This window comes from Streptomyces collinus Tu 365 (assembly GCF_000444875.1).
In the GTDB taxonomy this organism is placed as follows: domain Bacteria; phylum Actinomycetota; class Actinomycetes; order Streptomycetales; family Streptomycetaceae; genus Streptomyces; species Streptomyces collinus_A.
Map to the genome: position 1 here is coordinate 2,531,802 of NC_021985.1, position 17,649 is coordinate 2,549,450.

The 17,649-nt window shown below is 70.8% G+C and carries 14 protein-coding genes; 1 reads left to right on the top strand and 13 read right to left on the bottom strand.

Features of this window, described 5'->3' with window-relative positions; genetic code table 11:
* Nucleotides 1-206 precede the first annotated feature (206 nt).
* Nucleotides 207-3,350: an isoleucine--tRNA ligase gene (ileS, locus tag B446_RS10840; RefSeq protein ID WP_020939474.1), complete on the top strand. Its 3,144-nt coding sequence runs from the start codon at nucleotides 207-209 to the stop codon at nucleotides 3,348-3,350.
* 175 nt (nucleotides 3,351-3,525) lie between these two features.
* On the opposite strand, the gene B446_RS10845 is transcribed toward ileS, so the two are convergent.
* The 13 genes from B446_RS10845 to B446_RS10905 form a co-directional block, all read right to left on the bottom strand.
* Nucleotides 3,526-4,704: a DivIVA domain-containing protein gene (locus B446_RS10845; protein ID WP_020939475.1), complete on the bottom strand. Its 1,179-nt coding sequence runs from the start codon at nucleotides 4,702-4,704 to the stop codon at nucleotides 3,526-3,528.
* Nucleotides 4,705-4,759: 55 nt separating this feature from the next.
* Nucleotides 4,760-5,047 carry a YggT family protein gene (locus B446_RS10850; protein ID WP_020939476.1) on the bottom strand — a complete coding sequence of 96 codons (288 nt, stop codon included), beginning with the start codon at nucleotides 5,045-5,047 and terminating at the stop codon, nucleotides 4,760-4,762.
* Nucleotides 5,048-5,096: 49 nt separating this feature from the next.
* Nucleotides 5,097-5,738 (bottom strand): cell division protein SepF, encoded by a 642-nt coding sequence (locus B446_RS10855; protein ID WP_020939477.1) that lies wholly within the window; start codon nucleotides 5,736-5,738, stop codon nucleotides 5,097-5,099.
* A gap of 128 nt (nucleotides 5,739-5,866) precedes the next feature.
* Nucleotides 5,867-6,586, bottom strand: a complete 720-nt coding sequence (locus tag B446_RS10860) for a YggS family pyridoxal phosphate-dependent enzyme (RefSeq protein WP_020939478.1) — start codon at nucleotides 6,584-6,586, stop codon at nucleotides 5,867-5,869.
* A 6-nt stretch (nucleotides 6,587-6,592) separates the two neighbouring features.
* A complete protein-coding gene (gene pgeF, locus B446_RS10865) occupies nucleotides 6,593-7,321 on the bottom strand; it encodes a peptidoglycan editing factor PgeF (protein ID WP_078614679.1) in 729 nt (242 codons plus the stop codon).
* Entirely contained in the window at nucleotides 7,318-8,526 is a 1,209-nt protein-coding gene (gene ftsZ, locus B446_RS10870) for a cell division protein FtsZ (RefSeq protein WP_020939480.1), read from the bottom strand. The genes pgeF and ftsZ overlap by 4 nt, the downstream gene beginning before the upstream one ends.
* Nucleotides 8,527-8,804: 278 nt before the next feature.
* Complete coding sequence (locus B446_RS10875; RefSeq protein ID WP_043477992.1) at nucleotides 8,805-9,599, bottom strand: cell division protein FtsQ/DivIB; 795 nt, start codon at nucleotides 9,597-9,599, stop codon at nucleotides 8,805-8,807.
* Between the two features lie 26 nt (nucleotides 9,600-9,625).
* Nucleotides 9,626-10,714 carry an undecaprenyldiphospho-muramoylpentapeptide beta-N-acetylglucosaminyltransferase gene (gene murG, locus B446_RS10880; protein ID WP_020939482.1) on the bottom strand — a complete coding sequence of 363 codons (1,089 nt, stop codon included), beginning with the start codon at nucleotides 10,712-10,714 and terminating at the stop codon, nucleotides 9,626-9,628.
* Nucleotides 10,715-10,720: 6 nt separating this feature from the next.
* On the bottom strand, nucleotides 10,721-12,082 hold the full coding sequence (ftsW, locus tag B446_RS10885) for a putative lipid II flippase FtsW (protein WP_020939483.1): 1,362 nt from the start codon (nucleotides 12,080-12,082) through the stop codon (nucleotides 10,721-10,723).
* A gap of 67 nt (nucleotides 12,083-12,149) precedes the next feature.
* On the bottom strand, nucleotides 12,150-13,592 hold the full coding sequence (gene murD / locus B446_RS10890; protein ID WP_193384442.1) for a UDP-N-acetylmuramoyl-L-alanine--D-glutamate ligase: 1,443 nt from the start codon (nucleotides 13,590-13,592) through the stop codon (nucleotides 12,150-12,152).
* Nucleotides 13,574-14,647, bottom strand: coding sequence for a phospho-N-acetylmuramoyl-pentapeptide-transferase (mraY, locus tag B446_RS10895; protein ID WP_193384443.1), 1,074 nt, complete (start codon nucleotides 14,645-14,647; stop codon nucleotides 13,574-13,576). The genes murD and mraY overlap by 19 nt, the downstream gene beginning before the upstream one ends.
* A complete protein-coding gene (locus tag B446_RS10900) occupies nucleotides 14,644-16,047 on the bottom strand; it encodes a UDP-N-acetylmuramoyl-tripeptide--D-alanyl-D-alanine ligase (RefSeq protein ID WP_020939486.1) in 1,404 nt (467 codons plus the stop codon). The genes mraY and B446_RS10900 overlap by 4 nt, the downstream gene beginning before the upstream one ends.
* Before the next feature lie 4 nt (nucleotides 16,048-16,051).
* A complete protein-coding gene (locus tag B446_RS10905) occupies nucleotides 16,052-17,569 on the bottom strand; it encodes a UDP-N-acetylmuramoyl-L-alanyl-D-glutamate--2,6-diaminopimelate ligase (RefSeq protein WP_020939487.1) in 1,518 nt (505 codons plus the stop codon).
* Nucleotides 17,570-17,649 lie beyond the last annotated feature (80 nt).

A 17,649-nucleotide genomic window follows, 5' to 3' on the forward strand; every position in this document is an offset into this window, starting at 1 on the left:
ACCCCGGAGCCGCCGGAAGAAAGCCGTGAAGACCCGCGGCGAGTAGAACCGGCTCGCGACCCCAATGAGGGGGCCCAGCGGCGCGTACGGCACGCCGAGGGGCCAAGGAGGGTGGTACCGCGGGAGCGCGCCGCACACGGCGTAGACGATTGAAGGCTCTCGTCCCTCCGACGGAAGGCAGCAAGTCCGTTGGAGGATGCTCGCAGATGACAGCGCCGACGTACCGCCAGGTGCCCGCCCAGGTCGACCTGCCCGCGCTTGAGCACGCGGTGCTCGACTTCTGGCGCGACCAGAAGATCTTCGCCAAGAGCCTGGAGCAGTCCGAGGGCCGCCCGGAGTGGGTGTTCTACGAAGGGCCGCCCACCGCCAACGGCATGCCCGGCGCCCACCACATCGAGGCACGCGTCTTCAAGGACGTCTTCCCCCGCTTCCGCACCATGCGCGGCTACCACGTGGGCCGCAAGGCCGGCTGGGACTGCCACGGCCTGCCCGTGGAGCTGGCGGTGGAGAAGGAGCTGGGCTTCTCCGGCAAGCAGGACATCGAGGCGTACGGCATCGCCGAGTTCAACGCCAAGTGCCGCGAGTCCGTGACCCGGCACACCGACGCCTTCGCCGAGCTGACCACCCGCATGGGGTACTGGGTCGACCTGGACGACGCCTACCGCACCATGGACCCCGAGTACGTGGAGTCGGTCTGGTGGTCACTGAAGGAGATCTTCGGCAAGGGCCTGCTGGTCCAGGACCACCGCGTCGCCCCGTGGTGCCCGCGCTGCGGCACCGGCCTGTCCGACCACGAGCTCGCCCAGGGCTACGAGACGGTCGTGGACCCGTCCGTGTACGTCCGCTTCCCGCTCACCTCGGGCCCGCTCGCCGGTGAGGCCGCGCTCCTGGTGTGGACGACGACCCCGTGGACCCTGGTGTCCAACACGGCGGTCGCCGCGCACCCCGGGGTCACCTACGTCGTCGCGACCGACGGCGAGGAGAAGGTCGTCGTCGCCGAGCCGCTCGTCGCCAAGGCGCTCGGTGAGGGCTGGGAGACCACCGGGCAGTCCTTCACCGGCGCCGAGATGGAGCGCTGGACCTACCGGCGCCCCTTCGAGCTGGTCGAGTTCCCGGCGCCCGCCCACTACGTGGTGAACGCCGACTACGTCACCACCGAGGACGGCACGGGTCTGGTCCACCAGTCCCCCGCCTTCGGTGAGGACGACCTCAAGGTCTGCCGCTCCTACGGCCTGCCCGTGGTGAACCCGGTCCGCCCCGACGGCACCTTCGAGGAGGACCTGCCGCTGGTCGGCGGCGTCTTCTTCAAGAAGGCCGACGAGCAGCTCACCGAGGACCTCAAGCAGCGCGGCCTGCTCTTCCGGCACCTGCCGTACGAGCACAGCTACCCGCACTGCTGGCGCTGCCACACCGCCCTGCTGTACTACGCGCAGCCCTCCTGGTACATCCGGACGACGGCGATCAAGGACCGCCTGATTCAGGAGAACGAGAAGACCAACTGGTTCCCGGACACGGTCAAGCACGGCCGTTACGGCGACTGGCTGAACAACAACATCGACTGGGCGCTCTCCCGCAACCGCTACTGGGGCACCCCGCTGCCGATCTGGCGCTGCGAGGACGACCACCTCACCTGTGTCGGCTCCCGCGCGGAGCTGACCGAGCTGACCGGCACCGACCAGTCGGGCCTCGACCCGCACCGCCCCTACATCGACGAGGTCACCTTCGCCTGCCGTCACGACGGCTGCGGGAAGACCGCCGTACGGGTTCCCGAGGTCATCGACGCCTGGTACGACTCGGGTTCGATGCCGTTCGCCCAGTGGGGTTACCCGTACAAGAACAAGGAGCTGTTCGAGAGCCGCTACCCGGCCCAGTTCATCTCCGAGGCGATCGACCAGACCCGCGGCTGGTTCTACACGCTGATGGCCGTCGGCACCCTGGTGTTCGACCGGTCGTCGTACGAGAACGTCGTCTGCCTCGGCCACATCCTCGCCGAGGACGGCCGCAAGATGTCCAAGCACCTGGGCAACATCCTGCAGCCGATCCCGCTGATGGACCAGCACGGCGCGGACGCGGTGCGCTGGTTCATGGCGGCCGGCGGCTCCCCGTGGGCGGCCCGCCGGGTCGGTCACGGCACCATCCAGGAGGTCGTCCGCAAGACCCTGCTGACGTACTGGAACACGGTGGCCTTCCAGGCCCTGTACGCCCGTACGTCGGACTGGGCGCCGTCAGCGGCGGACCCGGCCCCGGCCGAGCGCCCGCTGATCGACCGCTGGCTGCTGTCCGAGCTGCACGCGCTCACCGACCAGGTGACCCAGGCCCTGGAGGCGTACGACACCCAGCGCGCCGGCAAGCTGCTGTCCGCGTTCGTCGACGACCTGTCCAACTGGTACGTCCGCCGTTCGCGCCGCCGTTTCTGGCAAGGCGACAAGGCCGCGCTGCGCACGCTGCACGAGGTGCTGGAGACGGTCACCAAGCTCATGGCCCCGATCACCCCGTTCATCACCGAGCGGGTGTGGCAGGACCTGGTCGTGCCGGTGACGCCGGGCGCCCCGGAGTCCGTGCACCTGGCCCCCTGGCCGGAGGCGGACCTCTCCGCCATCGACCCGGAGCTGTCGAAGCAGATGGTCCTGGTCCGCCGGCTGGTGGAGCTGGGCCGTGCCACGCGCGCGGAGTCGGGCGTCAAGACCCGCCAGCCGCTGTCCCGGGCGCTGATCGCCGCGACCGGCTTCGAGGCCCTGGACCGGGAGCTGCACGCCCAGATCACCGAGGAGCTGAACGTCTCCTCCCTGGCCTCGCTGTCCGAGGTCGGCGGCTCGCTGGTGGACACCACCGCCAAGGCCAACTTCCGCGCGCTGGGCAAGCGGTTCGGCAAGCGGGTGCAGGACGTGGCCAAGGCCGTCGCCGCCGCCGACGCCGCCGCGCTGTCGCTGGCGCTGCGCGAGGGCACGGCGTCGGTGGAGGTCGACGGCGAGACGGTCGCCCTCGCCCCCGACGAGGTGATCATCACGGAGACCCCGCGCGAGGGCTGGTCGGTGGCCTCCGACTCCGGTGCCACCGTGGCGCTGGACCTGGAGATCACCGAGGAGCTGCGGCAGGCGGGCCTGGCCCGTGACGCGATCCGGCTGATCCAGGAGGCCCGCAAGAACAGCGGCCTGGACGTCGCCGACCGGATCGCCCTGCGCTGGACCTCCACGGACCCGGCGGTCGTCGCGGCCCTGGCCGAGCACAGCGGGCTGATCGCCGAGGAGGTCCTGGCGACCGACTTCGCCCAGGGCGAGGCGGACGCCGGCTTCGGTGAGCCGTTCACCGACGAGGGTCTGTCCCTCGTCTTCCGGCTGCGCAAGGCGTAAGCGGGACCACGCGAAGGGCCCGGCCCCCTGCTCGGGGGGCCGGGCCCTTCGCGTGGGTGCGCATGTCCGGCGCACCCGGCTCAACACGCGTAAAAGGGCGGGGCCCCGGACCGAAGTCCGGGGCCCCGCCCTCGATGAACGCTGCCGACGCCCTTGTCGTACTAGTGCTCGATACTCAGTTGTCGTCCTCGTCGATCAGGAACCCGCGCATCGGCGAGGGCGCCTGGCCCATCGGGGACGGACCCTGCGGACGGACCGGAGCCATGGGCTGGGTCATCGCGGGGGTCATCTGCTGCTGGCCGCCGTAGGACGGGGCGGACGGCGCGGACGGGCCGCCCATTCCCTGGTTTCCGCCGTAGGACGGGGCGCTCGCGCCGGCCGGAGCCATCGAGGGCGCCGGGGACGGCGGCAGGGACGCGGTGGCCGGAGTGCGCGGCGGCGCCAGGGAGTCGTCGGCCTGGGTCTCCAGCTGACGCAGCTGGGACTCGAGGTACGACTTCAGACGCGTGCGGTACTCGCGCTCGAAGCCGCGCAGGTCCTCGACCTTGCGCTCCAGCGTGGCGCGGGCGGACTCCAGGGAGCCCATCGCGACGCGGTGCTTCTCCTGCGCGTCCCGCTCCAGGGCGTCGGCCTTGGCACGGGCGTCACGCTCCAGACCCTCGGCGCGGCTGCGGGCCTCACCGACGATCTTGTTGGCCTCGGAGCGGGCCTCGGCGATCGCCTGGTCGGCGGTCTGCTGGGCCAGCGAGAGGACACGCGCGGCGCTGTCGCCACCGGGACCCTGACCGGGGCCGCCCATCGGACCGCCCATGGGGCCGCCCATCGGGCCACCCATCTGCTGCTGCATGGGCGGCTGACCGCCCATGGGGCCCTGACCCATCGGACCCTGGCCCATCGGACCCTGACCCATCGGACCCTGGCCCATGGGGCCCTGACCCATCGGACCCTGACCCATCGGACCCTGACCCTGCGGGCCGCCCTGGCTGCTGGGGCCGGCAGGCAGCTGCGGGGCACCGCTCGGCAGCTGGGGCGGGCCACCCATGGGGCCACCCATCTGCTGCTGCGGCGGGCCCGATATGCCGGCGGGCACCGGCGCGCCGGGACCTCGCATGCCCTGCTGCTGAGGATGCGGCTGGTCCTGCTCCGGAGGCTTGCGCATGTTCTGCTGGTTCTGCGCAGCAGCGCGCGTGGCCGCGGCCAGCTTGGCGCGCAGGTCCTCGTTCTCGCGGAGCAGACGGGTCAGCTCGGCTTCGACCTCGTCGAGGAAGGCATCGACCTCGTCCTCGTCATAGCCTTCTCGGAGGCGGACGGTCGTGAACTGCTTGTTCCGCACGTCCTCGGGGGTCAACGGCATCTCTTCACCTCAACGTAGTCATCGGCAGTCGGCAAGACCGTATCGTCCATCCTCATCACACGAATCTCTGTGCGACGGAGATGAGGATCCAGACGATGATCATCAGTACGAAGAAGGACAGGTCGAGCGCCACGCCCCCGAGACGCAGCGGCGGGATGAACCGCCGCAGAAGCTTCAGCGGTGGATCGGTGACAGTGTAGGTGGCCTCCAGGATGACCACCATCGCCTTGCCGGGTTGCCACGAGCGGGCGAACTGGAAGACGTAGTCCATGACCAGCCGGAAGATCAGCACGACGAGGAACACCATCAGCGCGATGTAGATCACCTGCGCGAACACGCTCATGGTCTGGCTTTCCCTCTCCCCTGTTCCGTGCCTTCTCCGGTGGTACGTCTCAGCTCTGGTTGAAGAACCCGCCCTCTGCGATGCGGGCCTTGTCCTCCGCCGTGACATCGACGTTAGCAGGCGACAACAGGAACACCTTCTGCGTCACCCGCTCGATGCTGCCGTGAAGACCAAACACCAAACCGGCCGCAAAGTCGACAAGTCGCTTGGCGTCTGTGTCATCCATCTCAGTGAGATTCATGATCACCGGGGTGCCCTCACGGAAGTGTTCCCCGATGGTACGGGCCTCGTTGTAGGTCCGGGGGTGAAGCGTGGTGATCCGGTACGGCTCTCGTTCGGACACGACCTTGGGCATGATCACCGGCGCGTTCTTCTCCAGGGACTGACGTTCTTGTGTGATGGATGCCACGGGCGCGATGCGCGCCGGACGGCTGGATTCCGCGGCGAGCGCAGTCGCTCGGGCCACCGGCTCGCGCGGCGCGGGCGGTTGCACGATTCGCACCTCTTCGTCCCTTTGGGACTGGTGCGCGCCATGCGACTGGTGTGACGGTTCATGCCGTCGGTGCTCCCGCTCGGGCTCCGGGTCCAGCTCGGGCTCGAAGTCGTCGTCGGGGTCGAATCCACGGCCGTCGTACCCATCGTCCTCCACGAGGCCGAGGTAGACCGCCATCTTGCGCATCGCGCCGGCCATGCTCTGAGTCCTCCGCTCTGTGGTGGATCGGGTGACGACTGCCAAGTGCCCGCGATCCACGAGGTCGTTGCGCCCGCCTGGGCGGACATTGACCATATTTTCTGCTGTGGTCCGACTTCTTGGCGACGTTACCCGAGCCTGGGTCGGACTCCGAGTACCGCGGTGCCGACGCGCACATGTGTCGCTCCGGCGGCCACGGCCTGTTCGAGGTCCGCACTCATCCCTGCGGACACCATGGTTGCAGCCGGATGGGTCCGGCGCAGGTCGGTCGACAAATCCATGAGCCGTCCGAACGCCGCCTGTTCGCGTCCCGCGTATTCCCCGGTGAGCGGAGCGACGGTCATCAGTCCGTCGAGCCGCAGCCCGGGCGCCTCGGCCACGAGCCGGGCCAACTCCCCGATCCCGCCGGGCGCGACGCCTCCGCGCTCGCCCCGCTCGCGCTCGCCCGCGTCGAGCGCGACCTGGACCAGACAGCCCACCTCGCGCCCCGTCCGCACGGCCTCCTTCGACAGCGCGGTCACCAACCGGTCCCGGTCGATGGACTGCACCACATCGGCATAACCCACCACGGAACGGACTTTGTTGGTCTGCAATTGTCCGACAAAGTGCCACTTCAAGGGCAGATCCGCACAGGCGGCGGCCTTCGGGGCGGCGTCCTGGTCCCGGTTCTCGGCCACGTGACGCACACCGAGCTCCGACAGGATCCGCACGTCGCTCGCCGGGTACGTCTTGGTGACCACGATCAGGGTCACCTCGTCCCGCTCGCGCCCGGCCGCCGCACAGGCGGCGGCGATGCGCTGCTCCACTTTCGCCAGATTCGCGGCGAGTTCTGCCTTACGTTCCGTCATGCCCCATCAGTCCAGCCAGACATAACCGGCGAGCCGCCCGGTGGTGCGGTCGCGCCGGTAGGAGAAGAGGTCGCCCGACTCCAGCGTGCACGCCGGAGACTGCGCCCGGTCGTCCACCCCGAGCCGTTCGAGCTGGGCGTGCACGCCGGCGCCCACGTCGACCGCCGGTGTGCCCCAGCTCGTCTCGGCGTGCGCCGCCGGCTCGACGGCGGCCACCTCGGCGCGCATCGCCTCCGGCACCTCGTAGCACCGGCCGCACACGGCGGGGCCGGTGCGGGCGACGATCCGGCCCGGCTCGGCGCCGAGTTCGGTCATGGCCCGTACGGCGGCGGGGACGACCCCCTTGATCATGCCGGGCCGCCCGGCGTGCGCGGCGGCCACGACGCCGGCGACCGGGTCGGCCAGCAGGACCGGTACGCAGTCGGCGGTGAGGACCGCCAGGGCGAGCCCCCGGCGGGTGGTGACGAGGGCGTCGACCTCCGGCACGGGCTGCGCGCCCCAGGGCTCGTCCACGACGGCCACGCCGGCGCCGTGCACCTGGTTCATCCAGACGACGAGTCCGGGGTCGAGCCCGAGCGCCTCGGCCGCCCGTTCCCGGTTCGAGCGCACGGACCCGGGGTCGTCGCCGACCGCCCCGCCGAGGTTGAGCTCCTCATACGGAGCGGCGCTCACCCCGCCCCACCGGTCGGTGAAGGCGAAGTGCGCGCCGCTCACGCTCTCGCGCTGTCCTATCACTTCAGGAAGTCCGGCACGTCCAGCTCCTCGGCCGCGCTGTCCGAGTAGGTCCGCGGCGACGGCGGGACCGGCGGGGCCACCGGGATCTCGGCGACCGGCTCGGGCGCCGGCTCCGGGTCCTCCTTCGGCGTCACGCTGCCGAGCGAGCCGAAGGACGGGCGGCTCTCCGGCTGCCGCGCCGGAGCGGGCTCCTCGCGGCGGGCCGGGGCCGGCGAGGAGGAGGCCGAGCCGAGGACGTTGTCCCGGCGGGCCGGCGGCTGGCCGCCGTCGAATCCGGCCGCGATCACGGTGACCCGGACCTCGTCGCCGAGGGCGTCGTCGATGACGGCGCCGAAGATGATGTTGGCCTCGGGGTGGGCCGCCTCGCTGACCAGCTGGGCCGCCTCGTTGATCTCGAACAGGCCGAGGTCCGAACCGCCGGAGATGGAGAGCAGCACGCCCCGGGCGCCGTCGATGGACGCCTCCAGCAGCGGCGAGGAGATCGCCATCTCGGCGGCGGCCACCGCGCGGTCGTCGCCGCGGGCCGAGCCGATGCCCATGAGGGCGGAACCGGCCTCGGACATGACCGACTTGACGTCGGCGAAGTCGAGGTTGATCAGGCCGGGGGTGGTGATGAGGTCGGTGATGCCCTGGACACCGGAGAGCAGGACCTGGTCGGCCGACTTGAAGGCGTCCAGGACCGAGACCTGGCGGTCCGAGATGGACAGCAGCCGGTCGTTCGGGATGACGATGAGGGTGTCGACCTCCTCGCGCAGCTCGGCGATGCCGTCCTCGGCCTGGTTCGCGCGGCGCCGTCCCTCGAAGGTGAACGGGCGCGTGACCACGCCGATGGTGAGGGCGCCCAGCGAGCGCGCGATGTTGGCCACGACCGGCGCCCCGCCGGTGCCGGTGCCGCCGCCTTCACCGGCCGTCACGAAGACCATGTCGGCCCCCTTGAGGACCTCCTCGATCTCCTCGCGGTGGTCCTCGGCCGCCTTGCGGCCGACGGCCGGGTTGGCTCCGGCGCCGAGTCCGCGGGTGAGTTCACGGCCGACGTCGAGCTTCACGTCGGCGTCGCTCATCAACAGCGCCTGTGCGTCGGTGTTGATGGCGATGAACTCGACGCCCTTGAGACCGACCTCGATCATCCGGTTGATGGCATTGACACCACCGCCGCCGACACCGATGACCTTGATGACTGCGAGGTAGTTCTGCGGTGCTGCCACGTCGAAGGCCTCTCGCCTCGAATTACGTTGTCGCCGCGGGGCGGTTCCCCGCACCGGGACGACTGATGCCGAATGGGACGGTCCGAACGCCGACCCGAACCCTAACCTTGAAGTTTAGGGTTACCAGTGTGTCTGTTCCCTGGAGTCTTCTGAACAGGACACTAAGTCGACAAGTGGCGCCCGTTCAACGAACACGCCGAACCTCCCGTTTTTCTTTTCACCCTATGTGATCAGCCATAGCAGTGCCCAACCAGGGTGCTGGCCTGCGCTGATGTGCGTCAACTCCCCGATGACGCAGGGGCGGTGGGCACGCTGACATCGAAGTGCCGTGCGCCGGGAACTGCTTTCATGAGTGCTGTGAGGGCCCGTGCCTTGGCGCGGCCGTCCTCGCCGCTGCCCCACGCGACCGAGCGCCCGTCGCCCAACTCCAGTGAGATGTCGTCGTAGGAGCCGACTTTGACGGTCCGGGTCTGCCGCGCCACCGCCGCGGGCAGGTCGCCGCCGACCCGCACGGCCTCGCGCACCAGCCGGTCGGTGCCGAAGCGCCGGAAGCTCGCGGCGCCGGAACCGGAACGGGACGCGGTCAGTTCCAGTACCGGAACGCCTTTCGGCGCCTGCGAAACCGTGGCGAACCGGACACCGTCGTCGTCGACTTCCACGAACGTCCCGGCTTTTCGGACAAGGAGCACCGGGGTGCGTTCGGTCACTTTCAGACCGATTCCGTGCGGCCAGGAACGGACGACGTCGACGGTGTCGATCCGGGGCAGTTTCCGGCGCAGGCGGGCCTCGACGGCCTCCGTGTCGACGGAGACCAACGGCGCCCCGACCGGCACGGAGGCGGCCTCGCGCACGTCGGCGGGGGTCAGCATCCGGGTGCCGGAGACCGAGACGCGCTCCAGGCGCAGCCACGAGGAGCCGTACAGCAACCAGGCGCAGCCGCCCGCGAGAAGCACCAGCAGGGCGGCCAGGACGACGAGGGCGCGGAGGCGGCGTGTGCCCGACCACCGCGCGGGCGGCGGGCCGGACGACTCCTGCTGGCGGTCACCGCGCTCGGCGGTCGTCGGTCCGGCCACGCTCACAGCCCTTTCGTCATACGGTCCTAACGGCGCGAGGCGATCGCCTCGTACACCATGCCGACGAGCAGCTCGTCGGCGTCCCGGCGGCCGAACTCGCCCGCGGCGCGGGACATCTCGTACAGCCGGTGCGGATCGGCGAGCACGGGCAGGACGGTCTGCTGCACCCACTCCGGGGTGAGTTCCGCGTCGTCGACCAGGAGTCCGCCGCCGGCCTTGACCACCGGCTGGGCGTTGAGCCGCTGTTCGCCGTTGCCGATGGGCAGCGGGACGTAGGCGGCCGGGAGACCCACGGCGGAGAGTTCGGCGACGGTCATCGCGCCCGCGCGGCAGAGCATCATGTCGGCCGCGGCGTACGCGAGGTCCATCCGGTCCAGGTAACTTACCGGGATGTAGGGGGGCATTCCCGGCATCTGCTGCACCTGCGGCAGTTCGTTCTTCGGGCCGACCGCGTGGAGGATCTGGATGCCGGCCTGCTGGAGCCACGGGGCGACCTGCTGGACGACCTCGTTGAGGCGCCGTGCGCCCTGCGAGCCGCCCGAGACGAGCAGCGTGGGCAGGTTGGGGTCGAGGCCGAAGCGGGCGCGGGCCTCGGGGCGGACGGCGGCGCGGTCCAGGGTGGCGATGGAGCGGCGCAGCGGGATGCCGATGTAGCGGGCGTCGCGCAGCTTGCTGTCCGGCGTGGAGACGGCGACCCGGGCCGCGTACCGTGAGCCGATCTTGTTGGCCAGGCCCGGGCGGGCGTTGGCCTCGTGGATCACGATGGGCACACCGAGGCGCTTGGCGGCCAGGTAGCCGGGCAGGGCGACGTAGCCGCCGAAGCCGACCACGCAGTCCGCCTTGGTGCGCTCCAGGATCTGCTCGGCCGCCTTGATGGTCCCGCGCAGCCGGCCCGGGACGGTGATCAGCTCGGGCGTGGGCTTGCGGGGCAGCGGCACGGCGGGGATCAGCGCCAGCTCGTAGCCGCGCTCCGGGACGAGTCGGGTCTCAAGTCCGCGTTCCGTGCCCAGGGCCGTGATGCCCACGGTCGGGTCCTGCCTGCGCAGGGCGTCCGCGAGGGCGAGCGCGGGCTCGATGTGGCCGGCGGTCCCCCCACCAGCGAGTACGACATGCACCGAAATTCACCGCTCTCCGGACGTACGCGCCACCGAGGCGCGCCGTCGCATCGTGTTCCATCTCCGAGGCCCCCGATCCATCCTGGCGCCTCCAGCCCGCTTTCTACCAAAGCGAGGTTGCCTCATCGCAAGCGCCGCCCGCGCAGCGGGCTCGTCGCGTGCGAAGGCGATCAGCAGCCCGATGGCGAACATGGTCGGCAGCAGGGCGGACCCTCCGTAGGAGAACAGCGGGAGGGGGACGCCGGCGATCGGCAGCAGGCCGAGCACCGCACCGATGTTGATCACCGCCTGAGCGGTGATCCACGTGGTCACGCCTCCCGCGGCGTACCTCACGAAGGGGTCCTCCGTGCATCCGGCCACGCGGATACCCGCATAGCCTAGAGCCGCGAACAGGGCGAGTACCGACAGCGTCCCCGCCAGGCCCAGTTCCTCACCGGTGACGGCGAAGATGAAGTCGGTGTGCGCTTCTGGCAGTTGGCCCCATTTTTCCACACTCGCGCCGAGGCCGGATCCGAAGAGCCCGCCGGAGGCGAGGGCGTAGATGCCGTGCACGGCCTGCCAGCAGTCGGCCACCCCGGCCTTGGGCTCGGTGGCGCCGATGCAGGCCAGCCGGGCCATGCGGTTGGGGCTGGTCTTGATGAGGACACCGCCGATCAGGGCGGCGATGGTCAGCACCCCGGCGAACAGCCGGGTCGGCGCCCCGGCGAGCCAGAGCAGGCCGAACAGGATCGCGGTGAGGATGATCGCGGTGCCCATGTCGCCGCCGAGCATGATCAGGCCCAGCAGCAGGAAGGCGACCGGGACCAGCGGCACCAGCATGTGCTTCCACTGGGTCAGCAGCTTGCGCTCCTGCTTGCGGGCGATCAGGTCGGCGCCCCACAGGACGAGGGCGAGCTTGCCGAACTCGCTGGGCTGGATCTGGAACGAGCCGCCGAGGGAGATCCAGTTCTGGTTGCCGTTGATCGACATCCCTATCCCGGGCACCTGCACCAGGGCCATCATGAAGACGGCGCCGGCCAGGATCGGGTAGGCGAGCGCCCGGTGCAGCTTCACCGGCATGCGGGAGGCGGCGAACAGCAGGGCGCCGCCGATCAGCGCCGCGAGGGCCTGCTTGCGGAAGAAGTACGACCCCGGGAGCGAGAGCTGGAGCGCGGTGATCTGGGAGGCCGAGTAGACCATCACCAGGCCCAGCACGGTGATCAGCAGGCTGCCGCCGAGGATCAGGTAGTAGGCGGTCAGCGGGCGGTCCCAGGCCTTGCGTGCCCGCGTGTAGAGCCGCAGCAGGGGGTTCTCGCGCGCGGGCCGGGCGGTGGGGGGACGGCGGGACGCCCGCTGTACGGGCGGCCGGCCGGTACGGCTACCGGGCATGAGCGCCTCCAGTGAACGTCGACCGTCCCACGCGTCCCTCCCAAGATCCGCCCGGCAGGCGGCCGGGTCAGGCGCCGAGTTCGCGGACCGCCTCCGCGAACGCGTCACCGCGCTCGTTGTAGTTGGTGAACATGTCCATGGAGGCGCAGGCCGGGGCCAGCAGCACCGTGTCACCGGGCTGTGCGAGCCGCTTCGCTTCCGTCACCGCCTGGAGCATCGCCCCAGTGTCGGTCCGTTCGAGGTCGACGACGGGTACTTCCGGGGCGTGTCGCGTGAGGGCCTCGCGGATCAGGGCCCGATCGGCGCCGATCAGGACGGCGCCGCGCAGCCGCTTCGCGGACCTGGCGACCAGTTCGTCGAAGGTCGCGCCCTTCGCCAGACCACCGGCAATCCATACAATCGGCTCATATGCCGCCAACGAGGCTTCCGCGGCATGGGTGTTGGTCGCCTTGGAGTCGTCCACGTACGCCACTCCGTCGATGTCCGCGACGTGCGCGATGCGGTGCGCGTCGGGACGGAAGGCGCGCAGACCGTCGCGGACGGCCGCGGCGGGCACCCCGAAGGCGCGCGCGAGGGCGGCGGCGGCAAGGGCGTTGGCGATGTTGTGCGGGGCCGGCGGTTCGACGTCGGAGACCTCGGCCAGCTCCTGCGCGTTCTTGTACCGGTTCTCCACGAAGGCCCGGTCGACCAGGATGCCGTCCACGACGCCGAGTTGGGACGGGCCGGGGGCACCGAGGGTGAACCCGATGGCCCGGCAGCCCTCTTGGACGTCGGCCGCACGCACCAGGTCCTCGGTGCGCGGGTCGGCCGTGTTGTAGACGCAGGCGACCTGGTTGCCCTCGTAGATGCGCCCCTTGTCGGCCGCGTAGGCCTCCATGGAGCCGTGCCAGTCGAGGTGGTCCGGGGCGAGGTTCAGCACGGCCGCGGAGTGGGCGCGCAGGGAGGGCGCCCAGTGCAGCTGGTAGCTGGACAGCTCCACGGCGAGCACGTCGTACGGCTCCTCGCCGAGGACCGCGTCCAGCAGCGAGACCCCGATGTTGCCGACCGCGGCCGTGCGCAGGCCCGCGGCCCGCAGGATCGAGGCCAGCATCTGCACGGTCGTGGTCTTGCCGTTGGTGCCGGTCACGGCGAGCCAGGGGGCCGCGTCGGGCCCGCGCAGGCGCCAGGCCAGTTCCACGTCGCCCCAGACGGGCACGCCCGCCTCCGCGGCCGCCAGGAAGAGCGGCTTGTCGGGCTTCCAGCCGGGGGCGGTGACGATCAGCTCGGTGCCCTCGGGGAGGGTCGCGCCGTCACCGAGGCGCACGGTGACACCGAGCGCCTCCAGTTCGGCGGCCTGCTCACGCGCGCGTGCGTCGTCGCCGTCGTTGACGACCGTGACGATCGCGCCGCGCGCGTGGAGCACCCTGGCCGCTGGGACGCCGGAGACGCCGAGTCCCGCGACGGTGACGTGCTTGCCCTGGAACTCCGAAAGCCCAGTGGGCACCGAGGAGGTCACTTGTCCGCTGCCCATCCCGCGTAGAAGAGGCCGAGTCCGACGATCACGCAGATGCCCTGGATGATCCAGAAGCGGACCACCACCAGGACCTCGGACCAGCCCTTGAGTTCGAAGTGGTGCTGGAGCGGTGCCATCCGGAAGACGCGTTTCCCGGTGAGCCGGAACGAGCCGACCTGGATGACGACCGACATGGTGATGAGGACGAACAGGCCGCCCATGATGGCCACCAGCAGCTCCGTGCGGGAGAGGATGGCCAGACCGGTGAGCACACCGCCGAGGGCGAGCGAGCCCGTGTCCCCCATGAAGATCTTGGCGGGCGAGGTGTTCCACCACAGGAAGCCCAGGCAGGCACCCATCAGCGCGGACGCGACGACCGCGAGGTCCAGCGGGTCGCGCACCTCGTAGCAGGCGTTCGGGTTCGTCAGGGTCTGCGCGTTGGCGCACGACTCCTGGAACTGCCAGACGCCGATGAACGTGTAGGCGCCGAAGACGAGCACGGAGGCGCCGGTGGCCAGACCGTCCAGACCGTCCGTCAGGTTCACGCCGTTCGACATCGCCAGGATCATGAACAGCGCCCAGACCACGAACAGCACCGGGCCGATCGACCAGCCGAAGTCGGTGATGAAGGACAGCTTGGTGGACGCCGGGGTGTTGCCGCGGGCGTCGGAGAACATCAGCGACAGCACGGCGAAGCCGATGCCGACGATGAGCTGGCCGGCCATCTTCGCCTTGGCCCGCAGACCCAGCGACCGGCGCTTGACGATCTTGATGTAGTCGTCCAGGAAGCCGACCAGGCCCATGCCGAACATCAGGCCGAGGACCAGCAGACCCGAGTAGGTCGGGGCGTAGCCGGTGATGAGCTTGCTGAGGAAGTACGCCGCGATCGTCGCCAGGATGAAGGCGATGCCGCCCATGGTCGGCGTACCGCGCTTGCTGGCGTGCTCACGCGGGCCGTCGTCGCGGATGTACTGGCCGTAGCCCTTGCGGGCGAGGAGCTTGATCAGCAGCGGGGTGCCGACCAGCGTCAGGAAGAGGCCGATGACTCCCGAGAACAGGATCTGCTTCATCATCGGGCATCGACCCCGCCCTCGACGAGCGCCTGGGCGACGCTCTCGAGCCCCACCGAACGGGAGGCCTTCACGAGTACGACGTCCCCCGGGCGCAACTCGCTGCGCAACAGGTCGACCGCCGCCTGTGCGTCGGACACGTGCACCGACTCCTCACCCCACGAACCCTCGTTATATGCGCCCAGTTGCAGCCAGGAGGCCTCAATCCCCCCGACCGCGACGAGCTTGCTGACGTTGAGCCGGACGGCGAGCCGTCCGACGGCGTCGTGCTCGGCGAGCGCCTCGTCCCCCAGCTCGGCCATCTTGCCGAGCACCGCCCACGTGCGGCGCCCCTTGCCCATGGCCGCGAGCGCCCTGAGGGCGGCCCGCACGGACTCGGGGTTGGCGTTGTAGGCGTCGTTGACGATGGTCACGCCGTCCGGGCGCTCGGTGACCTCCATCCGCCAGCGGGAGAGGGAGCCCGCCTCGGAGAGCGCGAGGGCGATCTCTTCCGCGGACATGCCCAGCTCATGGGCGACGGCGGCCGCGGCGAGCGCGTTCGACACGTGGTGTTCACCGTACAGGCGCATGGTCACATCGCTTGCACCGGAGGGTGTGTGAAGCCTGAAGGCGGGCTGTCCGCTGTCCGTGAGTCGTACGTTCTCGGCGCGTACGTCCGCTTCGGCCGACTCTCCGAAAAGGACCACCTTCGCCTTGGTACGGGAGGCCATGGCGCGCACCAGCGGGTCGTCGGCGTTGAGGATCGCGGCACCGCCCTCGGCCGCGGCCGGAAGCGCCTCGACGAGTTCGCCCTTGGCCTGGGCGATCTGCTCACGGCCGCCGAACTCGCCGATGTGGGCGGTGCCGACGTTGAGCACCAGGCCGATCCGCGGCGGGGTCAGCTCGGCGAGGTAGCGGATGTGGCCGATGCCCCGGGCGCCCATCTCCAGGACCAGGAAACGGGTTTCCGCGGTCGCGGACAGGGCGGTCAGCGGCAGCCCGATCTCGTTGTTGAGCGAGCCGGGCGTGAAGACGGTGGGCGCCTTGCGCCGGAGCACCTGGGCGATGAGGTCCTTGGTGCTGGTCTTGCCCGCCGAGCCGGTCAGGGCGACGAGGGTCGCGCCGAGCCGGCGTACGACGTGGCGGGCGAGGGCACCGAGGGCGGCCTGGACGTCCTCGACCACGATCGCGGGCACGCCGACGGGCCGGGACGCCAGTACGGCGGCGGCACCGGCCTCGACCACCTCCCGCGCGTAGTCGTGGCCGTCGGCGCGCTCGCCGACGAAGGCCACGAAGAGGCTGCCTTCGCGCACCTCCCGGGAGTCCCGGACGACCGGTCCCGTGACGAGGACGGACGGATCCGGTATGTCGTGCGTCTGCCCGCCGACGACTTCAGCGATCTCGGCGAGAGAGAGGGCGATCACAAGTTCATCCCTGGGTCTTCTGGATAGCTTCGCGAAGCACCTGGCGGTCGTCGAAGGGACGGACCACGCCGGCGATGTCCTGGCCCTGCTCGTGGCCCTTGCCCGCGACCAGCACGGTGTCGCCGGCCTGGGCGCGGCCCACGGCGGCGGCGATGGCGGCGGCCCGGTCCTCGAACAGGAGGACCTCACCACGCTCGTGCGCGGGCACGGAGGCCGCGCCCTCGAGCATGGTCGCGAGGATCGCCAGGGGGTCCTCGGAGCGGGGGTTGTCGGAGGTCAGTACGGCCGTGTCGGACAGCCGGGCCACGGCGGCGCCCATCGGGGCGCGCTTGGTCCGGTCGCGGTCGCCGCCGCAGCCGAGGACCACGTGCAGCCGGCCCTTGGTGACCTTGCGCAGCGCCTTGAGCACCGACTCGACCGCGTCGGTCTTGTGGGCGTAGTCCACGACGGCGAGGTAGGGCTGGCCGGCGTCCACGCGCTCCAGGCGGCCGGGGACGCCCGGCACGGCGGCGATGCCGTCGGCGGCGGTCTGCGGGTCGAGACCGGCCACGGCGAGGGCGACGATCGCGGCGAGGGTGTTCGCCACGTTGAACGGCCCGGCGATCGGTGACCTGGCGTGGACGCGCCGGCCCTCGGGGCCGAGCACGGTGAACGTCGAGTCCATGGGGCCGACCTGGACGTCCTCGGCGCGCCAGTCGGCGTCGGGGTGGCCCTCGGCGGAGAAGGTGACCACCGGGACGGTCGCCTCGGCGGCGAGCCGGCGGCCGTACTCGTCGTCGGTGTTGACGACGCCGAGCCTGCTGCGTTTCGGTGTGAACAACTGCGCCTTGGCCCGGAAGTAGTCCTCCATGTCGGAGTGGAACTCCATGTGTTCCGGGCTGAGGTTGGTGAAGACGGCGATGTCGAAGACGCAGCCGTCGACCCGGCCGAGGACCAGCGCGTGGCTGGAGACCTCCATGGCGACCGCCTCGACACCGCGCTCGCGCATGACCGCGAACAGGGCCTGCAGGTCGGTGGCCTCGGGGGTGGTGCGCTCGGACTTGATGCGCTCCTCGCCGATGCGCGTCTCGACGGTTCCGATGAGACCGGTGGAGCGCGTGGTGCGCAGCCCGCCCTCGACCAGGTAGGCGGTGGTGGTCTTGCCGGAGGTGCCGGTGATGCCGATCTGGAGCAGGTCGCGGCCCGGGTGACCGTAGATGGTGGCCGCCAGTTCGCCCATCCGCGCGCGCGGGTCGTCCACCACCAGGGCCGGCAGTCCGGACGCGGCGGCGCGCTCGGCGCCGGCCGGGTCGGTGAGCACGGCGACCGCGCCGAGGCCGGCGGCCTGGGTGACGAAGTCGGCGCCGTGCAGGCGGGCGCCCGGGAGGGCGGCGTACAGGTCGCCGGGGCGGACGGCGCGCGAGTCGTGGGTGATCCCCGTGACCTCGGCGGCGGCCGGAGCGGCGGCGCCCAGCTGATCGGCCAGCTCCGCGAGAGGTGTGGCGGAGACCTGAGCCGGTCGCGGCGGTCCCGGATATGTCACGGAAGCGCCTTTCTGGGTGGTTTGGGACTGATCAGCGTGTGGCACGGCGGTGAGCGTACCGGGCGCACCCGCTCCGGAGC